This window comes from Streptomyces africanus, assembly GCF_002150735.1.
Classification (GTDB): Bacteria; Actinomycetota; Actinomycetes; order Streptomycetales; family Streptomycetaceae; genus Streptomyces; species Streptomyces africanus.
Map to the genome: position 1 here is coordinate 1 of NZ_MUKA01000354.1, position 16,543 is coordinate 16,543.

Annotated in this window: 14 protein-coding genes; 8 read left to right on the forward strand and 6 right to left on the reverse strand. The window is 69.9% G+C overall.

Translation table 11 applies throughout. The features are described from left to right. The coding region (locus CCL05_RS35330; RefSeq protein ID WP_244204508.1) for a M6 family metalloprotease domain-containing protein at nt 1-1,391 on the reverse strand (1,391 nt) is incomplete at its 3' end. Between the two features lie 319 nt (nt 1,392-1,710). On the opposite strand from CCL05_RS35330, the gene CCL05_RS35335 reads away from it, so the two are divergent. Together CCL05_RS35335 and CCL05_RS35340 are read left to right on the forward strand one after the other, a co-directional pair. Beyond that, nucleotides 1,711-2,355, forward strand: a complete 645-nt coding sequence (locus tag CCL05_RS35335; protein ID WP_086564728.1) for a TetR/AcrR family transcriptional regulator — start codon at nt 1,711-1,713, stop codon at nt 2,353-2,355. Nucleotides 2,356-2,515: 160 nt separating this feature from the next. Then, nucleotides 2,516-4,057 carry an MFS transporter gene (locus CCL05_RS35340; RefSeq protein WP_086564729.1) on the forward strand — a complete coding sequence of 514 codons (1,542 nt, stop codon included), beginning with the start codon at nt 2,516-2,518 and terminating at the stop codon, nt 4,055-4,057. Nucleotides 4,058-4,146: 89 nt separating this feature from the next. On the opposite strand, the gene CCL05_RS35345 is transcribed toward CCL05_RS35340, so the two are convergent. Next, the gene (locus tag CCL05_RS35345) at nt 4,147-4,680 is read right to left on the reverse strand and encodes a MarR family winged helix-turn-helix transcriptional regulator (protein ID WP_086564738.1); all 534 of its coding nucleotides are present in this window, start codon (nt 4,678-4,680) and stop codon (nt 4,147-4,149) included. A 90-nt stretch (nt 4,681-4,770) separates the two neighbouring features. Here CCL05_RS35345 and CCL05_RS35350 point away from each other — a divergent pair, with 90 nt between their 5' ends. Then, nucleotides 4,771-5,556, forward strand: a complete 786-nt coding sequence (locus CCL05_RS35350) for a dioxygenase family protein (RefSeq protein ID WP_208641687.1) — start codon at nt 4,771-4,773, stop codon at nt 5,554-5,556. Between the two features lie 21 nt (nt 5,557-5,577). On the opposite strand, the gene CCL05_RS35355 is transcribed toward CCL05_RS35350, so the two are convergent. Further along, nucleotides 5,578-6,096 (reverse strand): GNAT family N-acetyltransferase, encoded by a 519-nt coding sequence (locus CCL05_RS35355; RefSeq protein ID WP_086564730.1) that lies wholly within the window; start codon nt 6,094-6,096, stop codon nt 5,578-5,580. Nucleotides 6,097-6,289: 193 nt separating this feature from the next. On the opposite strand from CCL05_RS35355, the gene CCL05_RS35360 reads away from it, so the two are divergent. Together CCL05_RS35360 and CCL05_RS35365 are read left to right on the forward strand one after the other, a co-directional pair. Continuing rightward, nucleotides 6,290-7,288 (forward strand): sigma-70 family RNA polymerase sigma factor, encoded by a 999-nt coding sequence (locus CCL05_RS35360; RefSeq protein ID WP_086564731.1) that lies wholly within the window; start codon nt 6,290-6,292, stop codon nt 7,286-7,288. Nucleotides 7,289-7,739: 451 nt separating this feature from the next. Then, nucleotides 7,740-8,450, forward strand: a complete 711-nt coding sequence (locus tag CCL05_RS35365; RefSeq protein ID WP_167409676.1) for a TetR/AcrR family transcriptional regulator — start codon at nt 7,740-7,742, stop codon at nt 8,448-8,450. A gap of 12 nt (nt 8,451-8,462) precedes the next feature. On the opposite strand, the gene CCL05_RS35370 is transcribed toward CCL05_RS35365, so the two are convergent. The 3 genes from CCL05_RS35370 to CCL05_RS35385 all read right to left on the reverse strand — a co-directional run bounded on the left by CCL05_RS35370 (nt 8,463) and on the right by CCL05_RS35385 (nt 13,041). Further along, nucleotides 8,463-9,962, reverse strand: a complete 1,500-nt coding sequence (locus CCL05_RS35370) for a DUF11 domain-containing protein (RefSeq protein ID WP_107400554.1) — start codon at nt 9,960-9,962, stop codon at nt 8,463-8,465. A gap of 556 nt (nt 9,963-10,518) precedes the next feature. Then, entirely contained in the window at nt 10,519-11,967 is a 1,449-nt protein-coding gene (locus CCL05_RS35380; RefSeq protein ID WP_143589995.1) for a hypothetical protein, read from the reverse strand. A 93-nt stretch (nt 11,968-12,060) separates the two neighbouring features. Further along, nucleotides 12,061-13,041, reverse strand: coding sequence for a helix-turn-helix transcriptional regulator (locus CCL05_RS35385; protein ID WP_086564740.1), 981 nt, complete (start codon nt 13,039-13,041; stop codon nt 12,061-12,063). A 62-nt stretch (nt 13,042-13,103) separates the two neighbouring features. Here CCL05_RS35385 and CCL05_RS35390 point away from each other — a divergent pair, with 62 nt between their 5' ends. The 3 genes from CCL05_RS35390 (at nt 13,104) to pfkB (ending at nt 16,504) form a co-directional block, all read left to right on the forward strand. Then, complete coding sequence (locus CCL05_RS35390; protein WP_086564741.1) at nt 13,104-14,609, forward strand: MFS transporter; 1,506 nt, start codon at nt 13,104-13,106, stop codon at nt 14,607-14,609. A gap of 189 nt (nt 14,610-14,798) precedes the next feature. Continuing rightward, entirely contained in the window at nt 14,799-15,560 is a 762-nt protein-coding gene (locus CCL05_RS35395) for a DeoR/GlpR family DNA-binding transcription regulator (RefSeq protein ID WP_086564736.1), read from the forward strand. After that, nucleotides 15,557-16,504, forward strand: a complete 948-nt coding sequence (gene pfkB / locus CCL05_RS35400) for a 1-phosphofructokinase (protein WP_086564737.1) — start codon at nt 15,557-15,559, stop codon at nt 16,502-16,504. The genes CCL05_RS35395 and pfkB overlap by 4 nt, the downstream gene beginning before the upstream one ends. The last annotated feature ends 39 nt before the right edge of the window (nt 16,505-16,543 follow it).

Below are 16,543 nucleotides of genomic sequence, written 5' to 3' on the forward strand. Positions count from 1 at the left end.
CGGTACGGCGGGGGCGGCACGCCTAACGTAATCCGGAACGCGGAGCCCGGAATCCGCACGACCCTTGTGCGCGGAGCGACCGCCGCCGGGCCCGGCCTCCTGCGGCCCGCCCGATCCGTCCCCACCACGCTGATCACGACCCCCCTCCGCGGATCACGGAACGTCTCCCCGGGTGCGAACGGGGCGTCGGACAGTTCCGCGTGGACGTTCGGCGCGCGGGTGCAGCCGCCGCTGTCGCGGCGGGAGTCGTGGACGGTGACCGGGCCCATGCCCGTGTCCACCGCGGCGTCGATCTGGTAGATCAGGACGCCCGGGCGGCACACCGCCTCGTCGTTGCCGGCGCGGGTGCGCAGTTCGACGGCGTAGCCCGTTCCGCTGTCCAGGGGGACGACGACCAGCTTGGAACCGCCCCTGCGGGCCAGCGGCGTCAGGGTGTACTCCGTGGTGCCGGAGGCCGCCGCGCAGTGCACCTGTGCGGCGTCCAGCCAGCCCAGTTTCCACTTGTGCCAGCCGAGGAGGTCGTTGTTGGCGCCCCAGTCCTCGCTCATGATGTCCCAGTGGCCGACCGCGCCCCCGCCCTCCGCGGTGTACAGGTCGGGCAGGCCGAAGACGTGTCCGTTCTCGTGGGGGAGGACGCGGTAGCCGGTGCGGTCGTAGGAGCCGGAGCCGTCGTCCTGGCGGGAGTAGATGAAGGAGGCGTTGGCCACGGGTATGCCGTCGGCTGTCGGGGCCTCGGGGTTGCCGGCGAAGGTGACCGAGAGGACGGTGTCGAGGGCGGAGGGGCCGGCGTTCGGGGTGACCAGGACGTTCAGCAGGTCGTACGCGCGGAAGTCCACCTTCGGGTCGGCCGCGGCCACGAGGTCCTGGACCAGCGTGCGGTAGCCGGGGTCGAAGGGGGCGCCGCGCTCTATGCCGTACGCGCGGAAGGACTTCGGCATCCGCAGCCACCCCCGGATCGGGGCCGCGGGGCGGTAGTCGAGACGGCCGTAGGAACTGGTGCGGAACCACTGCCGGGTCTGCGGGAAGAACTCCCGGAAGCGGTCCAGGGCCTCGCCCTCGCCGGGGGCGTCGGAGAAGTCGACCATCAGGGTGAGGGCGCGGACGGTGCCGGTGGAACGGGCGTAGCCGTGGGTGGTGGGGATGCCCTCGGACATCTGGACCTCGCGGGCGCCGCGGATCAGGCAGGGGCCGTGCGCGGAGGTGTGGGACAGGACGATCGGACCGGCTCCGGCCGTGGAGGCGCCCGGGGCGAGGTGGCCCGTGCCGGCCGAGGTGCTGACCGTGAAGGTCAGGGCGGTCACGCAGGCGAGAGCGGCCAGGCGCCGCCGGGGTATCCGGCGGCCGGGCGGACCCGGGCCGTCCGGCCCGGGGCGCCGGTGCTGTGGCTGCATGCCAGGGACCTGCAAGGGACCTCCCGCGCCACGGCAGCCTCCGGTCTCCGGCTGCGCCCTTGCGATCACCCTGCGTCGCGGGGTGGGGGGACGCGCGTTGGAGGAGACCGATCGTGGGTTTCCCGTCAGTAGCGGCGGGTGGCGGCCGTGTCCGTCGCGGGAGGCTGCGACTCCGCCGAATGTGTGAGCCAGGTCACTCTTGAAAAGTCCAGGTGCGGGAAATACCGGGGACCCGGTCCCCGTTTAGCCATGTGTCCGACGCAAACGGGGAGCCTCTCCCCGGATCGTCACACCAGAGCACCTCACCCAGGAGTACGCCGTGCAGACCGCCACCCCCACACCGCGCAAGGCGCCCCGGCCCCGTGCCGACGCCCTGCGCAACCGGGAGCGGATCGTCACCGCCGCCCGGGAGATGTTCGTCGAGCACGGCCCCGAGGTGCCGCTCGACGAGATCGCCCGCCGGGCCGGCGTCGGCAATGCCACGGTGTACCGCAACTTCCCGGACCGTGACGCGCTCGTGCGCGAGGTCGTCTGCTCCGTACTGGACCGTACGGGCGCGGCGGCCGAGCGAGCGCTCTCGGAGACCGGGGACGCGTTCGAGGCCCTGGAGCGCTTCGTGCACATCTCCGCCGACGAGCGGATCAGCGCGCTGTGCCCGATGGTCTCGAGCACGTTCGACGAGAACCACCCCGATCTCGAAGCGGCGCGCGAGCGCGTGGAGCGGATCCTCGAAACGGTCATGAACCGCGCCAAGGCGGCCGGCCAGCTCCGCTCCGACGTCGGCGTCGGTGACCTGATGGTCGCCGTGGCCCAGCTCAGCCGGCCCCCGGCCGGGACGGCGTGCTTCAGCGCCGACCGCTTCGTACACCGTCATCTTCAGCTGTTCCTGGACGGACTGCGGGCCCCGGCCCGTTCCGCCCTGCCGGGCGCGGCAGTGACCATGGAGGACCTCCGTCAGGCCTGACCGGGCCTGACGACGCCTGACCGATTAGATCCCGGCGCCACCCCAGTCATCACCCGCAGAACTCAACGACCGACGTTGGTCGTCGAGTCGTCCCTCAACGACACCTTTTTTCCGCTTCTTTCCAGTTTTTCCGTCATCTTGTCCCGAAGTGGGTATCCCCATGTCTGAAACAGCCTCAAAGGCACTCGGCGCCCCGGCGGCCTCGCCGGACGCCGGCCGCTGGAAAGCGCTCGTCTTCATCGCGCTGGCCCAGCTGATGGTCGTCCTGGACGCCACCATCGTGAACATCGCCCTGCCCTCCGCCCAGCAGGACCTGGGCATCTCCGACGGCAACCGGCAGTGGGTCGTCACGGCCTACGCGCTCGCCTTCGGCGGTCTGCTCCTGTTCGGCGGCCGGATAGCCGACCTGTGGGGCCGCAAGCGGGCGTTCGTGCTCGGGCTCGGCGGCTTCGCCGTGGCCTCCGCGCTCGGCGGCGCGGCCACCAACGAGGCGATGATGTTCGGCGCCCGCGCCCTCCAGGGCGTCTTCGGCGCCCTGCTCGCGCCCGCCGCGCTCTCCCTGCTCGCCGTGATGTTCACCGACGCCAAGGAGCGCGCCAAGGCGTTCGGCATCTACGGCGCGATCGCCGGTGGCGGCGGTGCCGTCGGTCTGATCCTGGGCGGCTTCCTGACCGAGTACCTGGACTGGCGCTGGACATTCTTCGTCAACGTCCCGTTCGCCATCGTCGCCGCGGCCGGTGCGTACTTCGTCATCCGTGAGCCGGAGGGCGGCCGCAACCGCTCCCCGCTCGACATCCCGGGCGTCATCCTGTCCACCCTCGGCCTGGTCGCCCTCGTCTACGGCTTCACCCGCGCCGAGTCGGCGGGCTGGAGCGACTCCGTGACCGTCGGCATGTTCGTGGCCTCGGTCGTCCTGCTCGCGACCTTCGTGGCCGTCGAGTCCAGGGTGAAGGCCCCGCTGCTGCCCCTGCGCGTGATCACCGAGCGCAACCGCGGCGGCATCTACCTCTCCCTCGGTCTCGCGATCATCGCGATGTTCGGCCTGTTCCTCTTCCTGACCTACTACTTGCAGATCGTGAAGGGATACTCGCCGGTCAAGACCGGGTTCGCGTTCCTGCCGATGATCGCGGGCATGATCACGGGCTCGACCCAGATCGGCACCCGCCTGATGACCCGGGTCGCGCCGCGCCTGCTGATGGGCCCCGGCTTCCTGGTCGCCGCGCTGGGCATGCTGCTGCTGACCCGGCTGGAGATCGGCTCCTCGTACGCCGCCCTGCTGCTGCCGGCGATGCTGCTGCTCGGCCTCGGCATGGGTACGGCGTTCATGCCGGCCATGTCCCTGGCCACCCAGGGCGTCGAGCCGCGGGACGCCGGTGTCGCCTCCGCGATGGTCAACACCTCGCAGCAGGTGGGCGGCGCGATCGGTACGGCGCTGCTGAACACGATCGCCGCCTCGGCCACCACGTCCTACATCGCGGACCACATCGCCGGGGCCTCCAGTCGGTCCCAGCAGCAGCTGGTCCAGCTGGAGGGCATGGTCGAGGGCTACACGAGCGCCATCTGGTTCGCCGTCGGCATCCTCGTCGTGGCCGCCGGGATCGCCCTGACCTTCGTCAACGCGGGCCGTCCCGGGAGCACCACCGTGACCGGCTCCGGCGAGGACGTGGCGGACGAGGTGCCGGTCCCGGTCGTCGCCCACTGACGGCCGTACCGGAAAGACCCCTTCGGGCCCTTCCGTAGGTACGAGGAAGGGGACGCCTCGTACCTACGGATTCCAGGACCTGCCCCGGCTCAGCGGAGCCAGGGCAGGTCCGCTCCGGCTTCGGCCGGCTGAAGTCCCTCGGCGATGATCCGCATGATCTCGCCGAGGGACTTCTGCTGTTCCGGGGTGAGCCGGTCGAAGACCGCCTGCCGTACGGCCTCCACATGGCCCGGCGCGGTCTGCCGCAGCACCTCGTAGCCCTCGTTCGTCAGCACGGCGAACTGGCCCCGCTTGTCGTCGGGGCAGTCCTCGCGGCGCACCCAGCCGTTCTTCTCCAGGCGCGCGATGGCGTGCGAGAGGCGGGAGCGGGTGATCTTCGCCAGCATGGCGAGCTCCGTCATCCGCAGCCGCCGCCGCGGCGCCTCGGCGAGCTTGACCAGAAGGCCGTAGTAGACGTGCGGCATGCCCGCGTCGCGCTGGAGCTGGCGGTCGAGGTGGTCGTCGAGGAGGGTGACGCCCTCCATGAAAGAGCGCCATACGCGCTGCTCGTCGTCGGTGAGCCAGCGCGGTTCCGGAGGCTCCGCCACGGAGCCCGGGGTCGGTGCGGATGCGGGTGCCTTCATGTCTTCCACTCTACGTGGCCCCTCCTTGAACTTTAAACAAATGCCCCGTACAGTTTTGTTAGGGAACCATGTTTTGGAAGGAGCCGCAGCATGTCCGCCGCCACCCAGGAGCGCATGCCCGCTCTGTACCTGAGCCACGGCGCCCCACCGCTGGCGGACGACCCGGTCTGGCCCGGTGAACTGGCCGCCTGGTCGGCCGGCCTGCCACGTCCCCGGGCGATCCTGATGGTCTCCGCCCACTGGGAGGAGGCCCCGCTCGCCCTCGGCGCCACCGAGACCGTCCCGCTCGTCTACGACTTCTGGGGCTTCCCCGAGCACTACTACCGGGTGACCTACGAGGCCCCCGGCGCACCGGAGCTCGCCGAGTCGGTACGGAAGCTGCTGCGCGCCCCCGGGATCCCCGTCCAGGACGTCCCCGACCGGGGCCTCGACCACGGCGCGTACGTCCCGCTGGTCGAGATGTACCCGGAAGCCGACATCCCGGTCCTCCAGGTGTCCATGCCCACGCTCGACCCGGTCCGGCTCATGGAGATCGGCCGCAGGCTCGCCCCCTTGCGGGACGAGGGCGTGCTCATCGTCGGCTCCGGCTTCTTCACCCACAACCTGGCCGCGCTCCGGCAGGGCGGCATCCCCGCCTGGTCGGCGGAGTTCGACGACTGGGGCCGGCGGGCGCTGGAGGCGCGGGACGTGGACGCCCTGCTCGACTTCACCCGCAAGTCGCCCGCGGGGCAGCTCGCCCACCCGCGCACGGAGCACTTCGCCCCGCTGTTCGTGACCATGGGCGCGGCCGACGCCGCCGGTGAGCTGGACGCGCAGAAGTCGGTGATCGACGGCTTCTGGATGGGGCTGGCGAAGCGGTCGGTGCAGTTCGGCTGAGGCCGCCCCGGGTAACCGGGCCTACAGGTCCTTCTCGTACCAGGCCACGTCCCAGTAGCGGCCGAACTTGCGGCCGACCTCCCGGTACGTGCCGACGTGCCGGAAACCGAGGCGTTCGTGCAGCCGGGCCGACGCCTCGTTCGGCTGCGCTATGCCCGCGTAGGCGCGGTGCAGGTCCTCGCCGGACAGGGCCTCGAAGAGGGCCTTGTAGAGGAGGGTGCCGACGCCGCGGCCGCCGGCGTGCGGGGCGACGTACACCGTCGTCTCCACGGAGGTCGCATAGGCGGGCTTGGCCCGGAAGGGGCTGGAGGTGGCGTAGCCCAGAATCTCCTGTGAGTCCGGACCCGTGGCAACCATCAGGCGGTGCGGCCCGTCTACAGGGTGGGAGAGCAGCCAAGGGCGGCGCTCCTCCGGAGTGAAGATCGCGGTATCGAATGTGATCGGCGTCTCACGTACGTAGTGGTTGTAGAGGGCTGTGAGGGCTTCGAGGTCGGCCTCGACTCCCGGTCTGACCTGCACCTCTGTACGTTCCGTCGGCACCGCGCCTCCTCGTCGGGCCCGACAGGGTACTGCATGATCCGAAAAATTGGAGGACAGGTTGGGAATTCTGTCCTGATTCCAGTCGTTGTTTCCATCGGATGCAGGGCACCCGAGGAGAGTCCGGAGAGTCCCGGAGACGGAGTCCAGCGTCCGAAGGACCACCCGCTGACCTCACCATCGCAAGGGAGCACGCATGGCAACCCGTGCCGTCGCCCGTCGTCAGTCCGCCACCGGCGAGACGGCCGACGCGGCAAGCAGTGTTCGCGCCCATGGCGGCGAGATCGCCGATCGCGACCTGGTCGGCATGTACCTCGACGAGATCGCGCGTACACCGCTGCTCGACGCCGCCAAGGAAGTCGAGCTGTCCCAGGTCATCGAAGCGGGTGTGTTCGCGCGACAGGTCCTCGACGGGTACGAGGAGACCAAGGCGGACGCCACCCGCGAGGAGCTCGAAGCCCTGATCGCCGACGCGGAGCGGGCCAAGGACGTCTTCATCCGCTCCAACCTGCGCCTGGTCGTCGCCGTCGCCCGCCGCTACCCCCGCAGCGGTCTGCCCCTGCTGGACCTGATCCAGGAGGGCAACGCCGGCCTGGTGCGCGCGGTCGAGAAGTTCGACTACCGCAAGGGCTTCAAGTTCTCCACGTACGCGACGTGGTGGATCCGCCAGGCCATCACCCGCTCCATAGCCGACCAGTCCCGTACGATCCGCCTGCCCGTCCACCTCGTGGAGGAGCTCGGCCGGATCCGGCGGGTGCAGCGCGAGTTCAACCGCGAGCACGGGCGCGACCCGGAGCCCGCGGAGATCGCCGCCGAGCTCGGCTCGACGCCGGAGCGCGTCACCGACGTGCTCGACTGGGCCCGCGACCCGGTCTCGCTGAACATGTCGGTGGACGACGAGGGCGAGACCCAGTTCGGCGACCTCCTGGAGGACACCTCGGCGGTGTCGCCCGAGCAGTCGGTGCTCACGCTGCTGCGCAGCGAGGAGCTCGACGACCTCATCGGCCGCCTCGACCAGCGCACGGCCTCGATCATCAAGATGCGCTACGGCATCGAGGACGGCCGGGAGCGCACGCTGACCGAGGTCGGCAAGGAGCACGGCCTGACCCGCGAGCGCATCCGGCAGATCGAGAAGCACGCGCTGCTGGAGCTGAAGAAGCTGGCCCGCAGCACCGGGTTCGACGCGGCGGCGTGACGCCGGCGCCGGTACTCGCCGGTGTCGGTGTTCGCCGACGGGCGCCCGGGCGTCCGGGCGTCCAGTCCGTCCCACGGCCCGTGGATGTTGTCCCAGTGCCTCTGGGTGACGGACGGTGTGCGCCCGAGGGCCGCCGCGTACGCCGGGTGGCGAAAGACCGCGCAAACATGGCGATGTAACGCCGCTTCAACCCGCGGGGCACCGGGAACAAGACTTCCGGGCCCACGAGTTCGGGCCGGGGCCGCGCCCCTGGCCCCCCAGAGCCAAGTCCCGTCGCACTCCCCCCGGCGCCGGGACTCTCCCAAAGCCGGGCTTCGGCGTCCCTCCCCCCGGGCGCCGGGGCCCGGCTCTCTGCGTGAGCGGGGAAGTGAAGGGCGGGCCACCCCGTACCTGAACCACGGGGTGGCCCGCCAGATGGCAGATTGTGTCACATGGGCATAGCCTGCCGAGCGTGAGCAGCACCACCCCGCCCCCTCCTCAGGCCTCGCTGACCGAGCGGCGCAAGGCCGAGACGCGTATGGAGATCGCCCGGGCCGCGGCAGGCCTCTTCGTACGGCATGGCCTGCGCGCCACCCGCGCGGAGGACATCGCCCAGGCCGCCGGCATCGCCCCGCGCACCTTCTACCGGTACTTCGCCACCAAGGAGGAGGCCGTCGCCCCCCTCTACGCGGCCGGTGCCCAGCGCTGGGTGGAGGCGGTACGCGCCGCCCCCGCCGACGCGAGCGTGCTCCGGGCCCTGGAGCACGGGGTGCGGCACACCCTCACGCCGGGCGTCGGCGTCTCGGCGTCCTCCTGGGAGTGGGTGCGCACGCTCCTGCGCCTCGCCGAGGCGAACCCGTCCCTGCGCAGGGTGTGGGCGGAGGTGTGCCAGGCGTCGGAACGGACGCTGGCGGAGGTACTGGCCGCGCGGCTGACGGCCGGTCCTGTGCGGACTGTCTCGACAACCGACTCCGACAACGTTGCCGCGCCCTCGGACCTGCGCTTCGCCGCCGCTGTGGCGAGCGCGGCCGTACGTGCGGCGGTGGAGTGCTGGGCGGCGGCCGGGGACGTCCCGGCGGACGGGCCGGAGGGACCGGCGGACCTGGCGTTGCGGAATCTGGGGGTGCTGCGGGACTTCCCCTGGGAGAGCCGGCGACTCGACGAGGGACGGTCACGCCCTTGAGGGGCCTTACGGTCACTCGGCCGACAGGGCCTCGTCGACGAATCCGGCACAGTCGCCTGCCGACTTGAAGGTCTTCGCGGCGTCGCGAAGAGACACGTCGAACACGGGTATCTTCGCGATGGACACCGCTTCGTCGGGTCCGGCTCCGGTGAGAGCGGCCTTGTACCCCTCCGAACTGGCCTGGGCCGGAGCGGTCCCCTGCCCGAGTTCGCCACCCATCACCTTCGTGAAAACGGTCAGGGCTTCCTTCGAGACGCCGGCCGAATCGAAGTCAGCGGCACATTGCCGGATGGCCTGCAGTTCGCCTTCGAGGTCCTGTTGGGACAGCTTCGGTGACCTGACGACGGCGAACCTGGCACTGCCCTGCTCCGCACCCTCCTCGTGCTTCACCCGGATGACGTTCTCCTTCTCTCCGTAAGGCACCTGCGACGCCTTCACCACCGCACGGATGGTGATCGTGACCGTCTCCTCCGGCACGATCTCGGTGTCTCCCTCCGTCGGACAGGTCACCCCGGTGCTCCCCGCAGTGATGTCGCAGTCGTTCTCCTCGCCTGAATCCCTCATCAGCTGCGCATGCAACACGGGGTGGATGACGCCTCCGTCAGCACCGCCCGAGGCCGACTCGAACTCGTCCTCCACCGTCACACCGGTGATGTCGTCATCCCCGTGGTTGGTGACCTTGACGGTGAAGGACTGGAACTCTCCCGGAGCGACCGCAGAGCTCAAGGGTTTGTCCCTGATCTCCAGCAGGGGCTTGTCCGAGTGCTTTTTGTTGTTTTTCTCCAGTTTTTTGAGGAATTCGTCTCCCGCATCCTTCGCCTTGTCCCGGTCTTCGTGGGTCGCCGACCGGTCGTAGGACTTCAGCAGAGCGGCGCTCAGCTGCTCCACGTTCTTCTTGAGCTCGGCCTGCTCCTTCTGCGGAAGGTTCCGGTTGGCAAGAATCTGCTGACCTTTCCCCATGGCATCGAAGGCCTCCGATGCCTTGACAAGCTCCTGCTGCGGCGGCCGTTCGGCCTGAATGCGAGCCACCGCAGTGTTGCCCTGATCAGCGCGATTGCGCGCGAAGAACCGAAAGCCTTCCGCCGCCGCTTCCTCACCCGTGACCAGCCCGAAGCCCTCGGTCAGCTCTTCAGCGAGCTCCGTGTAGGCGGCCCGCTGCTCGGGAGAGGTCCTGGGGTCCTGGATCTTCGCCAGCGTCTTGACTGTCCCGTCCACGATCCTCGTGTAGGCGGCCCGGTCCTTGCGCGGCGTGCCCGGATCCTGGATCACGCCCAGCGTTTCGGTCGCCCTTTCCACGATGTGCGTGTGGGCGACTCGCTGCTCGCGAGGCGTCTTGGGATCCTGGATCATCCCCAGCTCGCCGGTGAGCCGAGACACGATTCTCGTGTAGGCGGCCCGTTCGCCGGGCGGGATATCCGGATCCCGGCTCATCTTCAGCAACCCGCTCAGCTCGTCCCCGACTTCCACCTTCACTTCTTCCGGCACCTTCAGCGCTGCTGTGCGCTTCTCCATGAGCGTCGCTTGCTCCGAAGGGTCGACCGGTGACGTGGGATGCGACTGAGTGCCGGAGTCCGTCGGTTTGCTGGGGCCGGTCGGCTTGCTGGGGCCGGTCGGCTTGCTCGGCCCGGTCGGTTTGCTTGGGCCGGTCGGCTTGCTGGGACCGGTCGGTGTGCTGGATCCCGTCGTCCCGGGACCCGTCGGCGTGCTCGGCCCGGGAGGCGTGCTCGGCCCGGGAGGCGTGCTGGGCGCGGTCGGCGTGCCGGGTTCCGGGGTATCGGAATCCGGCGTGCCGGGATTCGGCGGTGGTGGGGGAGTCTGGGCCGGTGTCACGGCTGCGGACTGGCCGAAGGCCCCCGTCGCAGAGACGGTCACACCTCCTGAGAGCGAGAGCGCTGCAACCAAGCAGTACGTGCAGCCCCTGTAACGGCAGACTCGTCGCCGGGCGTTTCTGGCCATGGCGCATCCAGGTGCACTGTGGAAACATGCGGATTTGCCCGTACAGACACAACAACCACTTACCACCACTTTGGACCCGCTGGGGTTCTCCTGCAACTCGGCGCCCAGTGCGCTACAAGGACGCCATCAATTCTGCGACGGATACTCTTGTGGAAGTAGAGCGCGACTCGACGCCGTACCGATCCTCTTCCCTCGCGATTTCCCTTCTCAATTCCTCCCGGTCAGGGTTTTTTCTGGAGTCGAATTTGTAGGACGAGATGGCGTATGCATAGTTGAACTCCTCCCGTGTGCCGTACCAGAGTACGGTGATGTATCGGGGTTTTCGGGTGACGTTGATGATGTTGTTGTTGTGGCGGACTTTCCCTTCATGGATGACCATGTCGCCGCACCTTGTACAGTAAAATCTCCCCTCCCTCCTTTGCCAGGCGGGGTGCGCCTGCTGTAGTTGCAGGAGATCGATCTTTCCGCGATCCATTCTCATCGTCACCACGGCCAGGGATGCTTCCAGGAGATCGTATCGAACGCTCCTGGGGATCTGTATCACTTTCTCCTTTACGTGACCTTCTCCCGGATGAAGCCAGTACCCTGGCCCGGCGAATTGTCCGGCGCTTATCGTTTTGCTGCCTGATTCAGTGACATGGAGCTCTGCGTCGTATTCGTTTTCCAGAGCCTTCTTCCAGTCTCTCAGCCCCGTGTCGTCCTGCGAGTATTCAGCCGAACGCCCGTAGACCAGATACTTGTCGACAAGGATGTATGCCGGAACCTTTCCGGTGTTCTCCACCTGGAACGTCAGGGGCACATGGATGAACGGGCGCGTGGGATCGGTGTGAGGGGTGCCGAACTTTGCCGTGAGAGTGACATAGAAGGGAGCCGATGTGGGCTGATAGACGGCGGAGTATGCGAAGTTCGTGGCGGCCAGAAGGCCGGACAGGGCCACGCCGGTGGCAAATCTCTTGGGGTGGGGGATGACTCTCCACACCTGCTCATGGAACAGTCGCCAGAGGGCCCACAGTGACCAGGTGAAGACCAGTAGATATACGGGCAGGTAGAGTGTGGGTTCTCTTTCCTGGAGCCATGTGAACAGGAAAATGCTCTGGGTGATCAAGGCGATCAGTGTGCCGACCAGTACCAGGGCTCCGGAATACTTGAACTGCCGTTTTCCCTCATGGTCGAGGGTCGCCAGCGCCGCGAGGCCCTGCACCGCGCCGGACAGGATGAAGAGGAACCCCGTCATGCGCTGCGCGAAGGTCAGTGCCCCCATGGCGTCGGGTTCTCCGACGATGGTGAGCAGGGCCGTGGACAGGATCAGTCCCGCCATCATGAGCGCTGTGACCGTGCGTCTTCGCCAGGTGCGATCGGGCCATATCCCGCTGCCGGCCTCGCGCCAGACGATGACTCTCCGGTCTTCCAGATCGATGTTCTCCGGGTAACCGAGTTGTCGGAGAACCTTGCGCAGCCCGCTCGGAGACCAGGCGCTGCCCACCGCTGTGCCCCCCACGCTGACCGCGCGAAGACCTCGGCTGTCCGGCGGCTCCACGATCACCCTGGGAGTCTTCTCCATGAGGGACAGCCTTGATGATGAACGGACACCACGCAGCCGGGCTTGCTCCAACCGGCCATGCGGCAGTGCAGCCGCCCCCTGGCAACGGGCGCTTCAGGCCGTGCTCCGTCCCCCCTCGCCCGCCCTGCTCAACCGCGCCCCCAGCTCCCTCACGGCTGTCACGAGTTCCTCCGGTGCGTGCACCACGAAGTCGCACTCCAGCAGCGCGAGCCGGAGCGCCACCCACTGCACCGCGTCCCCCGCGGATCCCCGCAGCCGGCAGCTGCCGTCGTCCAGCGGCTCGGGCGTGCCCAGCCATGCCGGCAGCCGGGCGGCGACGAAGTCGGCCGGTGCGGCGAACGTGACCTCGACGTCGTAGGACTCCTGCTGCCGTTGCATCGACTGCCGCAGGTACTCCGCCGCGTTCCCCGTCGGCAGCTCGCGCGGCACGAACCGCGCCCCGGTGGCGAACGGTTCGCGCACGCGGTCGACGCGGAACGTGCGCCAGTCGTCCCGGTCGATGTCGTACGCCACCAGGTACCAGCGGCGGCCCGTGGACACCAGCCGGTACGGCTCCGTCAGGCGCCGCGACTCGGTGCCGTCGGCCGCCCGGTAGGCGAACCGCAGCCGCTCGTGCCCGGCCGCCGTCGAGGCCATGACGGTCAGGGTCTCCGGCGCGATGCTCGGACCGTCCCCGCTGGTCAGGGGAGTGGTCGCGGCCTGGAGTGTGGTCACCCGGTGGCGCAGCCGGCCCGGCAGCACCTGCTCCAGCTTGGCCAGCGCCCGTACCGACGCCTCGTCCAGGCCCTCCACCGCGTGCCCGGCCCCGGCGCGCAGGCCGACCGCGATGGCCACGGCCTCCTCGTCGTCGAGCACGAGCGGCGGCATGGCCTTGCCGGCGACCAGCCGGTAACCGCCGTCGGCGCCCTTGGTCGCCTGCACGGGATAGCCCAGGTCGCGCAGCCGGTCGATGTCCCGCCGGACCGTGCGGCGGGAGACCCCGAGCCGGTCGGCGAGCTCGCCGCCGGGCCATTCGCGGGGCGTCTGGAGGAGGGAGAGGAGCGTCAGCAGCCGGGCCGGTGTGTCCGTCGTCATACCGACGAGGATGCCGCACCAGTAGGACACAATCTGACCTAATGCCCCTCTACCTTCTGGGCATGACCTCCACCGAGACCCCTCTCAGCACCGCGGGCGGGACCGACCGCCGCCGCTGGTTCGCCCTCGCGATCGTGATGACCGCGGCCTTCATGGACCTCGTCGACGTGACGATCGTCAACATCGCCATCCCGTCGATCCAGCGGGAATCGGGCGCGTCCTTCGGCCAGATCCAGTGGATCACCGCCGGATACGCCCTCGCGTTCGCCGCCGGGCTGATCACCGGCGGACGGCTCGGCGACATCCACGGCCGCAAGCGGATCTTCCTCGTCGGCATCGGCGGCTTCACCCTCGCCTCCGCGCTGTGCGGCATCGCGGTGAACCCGGAGATGCTGGTCGCGTCCCGTTTCCTGCAGGGCGGCATGGCGGCGCTGATGGTGCCGCAGGTGCTGTCGATCGTGCACGCGACCTTCCCGGCGCACGAGCGGGGCAAGGTGTTCGGCCTGTTCGGCGCGGTCGTCGGGCTCGGGGCCGTGTCCGGTCCGCTGCTCGGCGCGCTGCTGACCGAGTGGAGCCTGTTCGGGTGGGAGTGGCGCTCGATCTTCCTGATCAACCTGCCCGTCGGGATCGCGGGTCTGATCCTCGGCAGCCGCTTCATCACCGAGTCCAAGGCGCCCCGGGCCCTGAAGCTGGACCTGGTGGGTGTCGCACTCGTAACACTGGGGCTGCTGATGCTGCTCTACCCGCTCATCCGCGGCCGCGAGCTGGGCTGGCCGGTGTGGGGGTACGTCTCGATGGCCGGCGCGCTCGTCGTCCTCGCGGCGCTGGTGGCGTACGAGCGGCGCAAGAGCGCACGGGACGGCTCCCCGCTGGTCGAGCTGTCGCTGTTCCGGGTCAAGAGCTTCGCGGCCGGGATCGCCGTGCAGACCGTCTTCGGGGTCGCGCTCGGCGTCTTCTTCCTGGTGTGGACGCTGTACATGCAGGTCGGGCTGGGCTGGAGCGCGCTGAAGGCCGGGCTGACCGGGGTGCCGTTCTCGATCGCCGTGTCCGTGGCCGCCGGGCTGTCGGTGCAGCAGCTGGTCCCGCGCTTCGGTCGCAAGGTGCTCCAGGCGGGCGCGCTGGTGATGGCGGCCGGAGTGCTGCTCTACCTCTGGGAGTCCGGGCACTACGGCCTCGGCATCGCGCCCTGGCAGATGGCGCTGCCGCTGGTCGTGATGGGCCTGGGCATGGGCCTGATCGTCGCCCCGCTGACCGACGCGATCCTCTCCGAGGTGCCGCGCGAGCACTCCGGGTCGGCGTCCGGCCTGCTCAACACCGTGCAGCAGATGGGCAACGCGCTGGGTCTCGGCCTGGTGTCGGTCGTCTTCTTCGGCACGATCGGCGACCGGCTGCGCGCGGACCAGGTGGGCCCGGCCTTCGCGGACGCCTTCCGGAACTCGCTGGGCTGGGTGGCCACGGTGCTGGGCGTGATCTTCCTGCTGATGTTCGCCCTGCCGAAGCGGCCGGCGCAGCACGTCGAGGGGGAGCAGGCGGCGACTGAGCGGAAGGAACCGGCGCTGGTCTCCTGACCACGCCTGTTCCCTCGTCTGGTCTCTCGTCTGCTCCCTCGTCGGAGAGCGGGCTCGGCACATGGGTGCCGAGCCCGTTGTTCATTTCCGATCATGCCCGATTGGGTCCGAACCTGTTTACTTCGCGGAAATCTCGGCGTAGCCTCCCGCTGAAACCACACGTTCGGGCATGGGCGGAGGCGAACAGACATGTACGCACCGGAGCGGCAGCAGGAGATCCTCCGGCTCGCCCGTGACGGCGGCCGAGTGGATGTCGTGTCGCTGGCCGAGGAGTTCCAGGTGACGGCGGAGACGATCCGCCGGGACCTGAAGGCCCTCGACCGCGCCGGACTGGTCCGCCGCGTGCACGGCGGGGCCATCCCGGCCGGGCGGCTCGACTTCGAGCCGGACCTCGCCGAGCGCGAGACCACGGCCCCCGACGAGAAGGACCGCATCGCCAAGGCGGCCCTCGCGGAACTGCCGAGCGAGGGCACGATGATCCTCGACGCCGGTACGACGGTGGCGAAGGTGGCCGCCGCCCTCCCGCTGGAGTCCGCCCTCACCGTCGTCACGCACAGCCTGCCCATCGCGGCCCGCCTCGCCGACCACCCCGGCATCCAGCTCCACCTCATCGGGGGGCGCGTACGGCACCGTACGCGCGCCGCCGTGGACGCCTGGGCGCTGCGCGCGTACGGCGAGATCCGGGCCGACGTGCTGTTCGTGGCCGCCAACGGCTTCTCCGCCGAACACGGTCTGACCACCCCCGACCTCGCCGAGGCCGCCGTGAAGCGCGCGGCCGTGGCAGCCGCCCGCCGCGTGGTGCTGCTCGCCGACTCCTCCAAGCACGGCCAGGAGCACTTCGCCCGCTTCGGCGACCTGAGCGACGTGGACCTGCTGATCACCGACAGTGGGCTGAGCCCCGAAGACGCCGTCGCGATCGAGCGCGGCGGCACGGAAGTAGTGCGCGCATGATCCTCACCGTCACCCCCAACCCGTCCCTGGACCGGACCTACGAGGTGCCGTCCCTCGACCGCGGCGAGGTCATCCGCGCCACCGGCGAGCGGATGGACCCGGGCGGCAAGGGCGTGAACGTCTCCCGCGCGGTCGCGGCGGCCGGCCGGCGCACGGTGGCGGTCCTGCCCCTGGGCGGCGCGCCCGGCGCGCTCGTCGCCGACCTGCTCGACACGCAGGGCATCGAGGTCGCACCCGTCCCGGTCGCCGGGGCCACCCGCTCCAACATCGCCCTCGCCGAAGCCGACGGCGTCCTGACGAAGATCAACGCACCGGGCCCGGAACTGTCCGACGCCGAGCGGGAACTGCTCCTGGAGACCGTACGGCAGCAGTCCCGCGACGCCGCCTGGATCGCCTGCTGCGGCAGCCTCCCGCGCGGCCTCGCCCCCTCCTGGTACGCCGACCTGGTCGCCCGCGCGCACGCCGCCGGTGCCCGGATCGCCCTGGACACCTCCGGGCCCGCGCTGCTCGCGGCCCTGCGCGAGCGGCCCGACGTGGTCAAGCCCAACGCCGAGGAGCTCGCGGAGGCCGTCGGCCGCCCCCTCGCCACCGTCGGCGACGCCGCGAAGGCGGCCGAGGAACTGCGCGGGATGGGTGCCCGGGCCGTCCTCGCGAGCCTCGGCGCCGACGGGCAGCTGCTGGTCTCCGAGGAGGGCGCCTGGTTCGGCAGCGCCCGCGTGGCCGCCGTACGCAGCAACGTGGGCGCCGGCGACTCCTCCCTCGCCGGTTTCCTGATCGCCGGCGGCAGCGGCCCCGACGCCCTCGCCTCCGCTGTCGCCCACGGCGCGGCGGCCGTCCAGCTGCCCGGCAGTGTCATGCCCAAGCCCGGCGACCTGGACCCGGCCGCGGTGACGGTCACGGCCCGGATCCCGGCAGACCGTGCGCTGAGGGAGCCGGTGTCATGACGTACGCCGAACCAGCCGGCGTCATGACGCCGGCTGGTT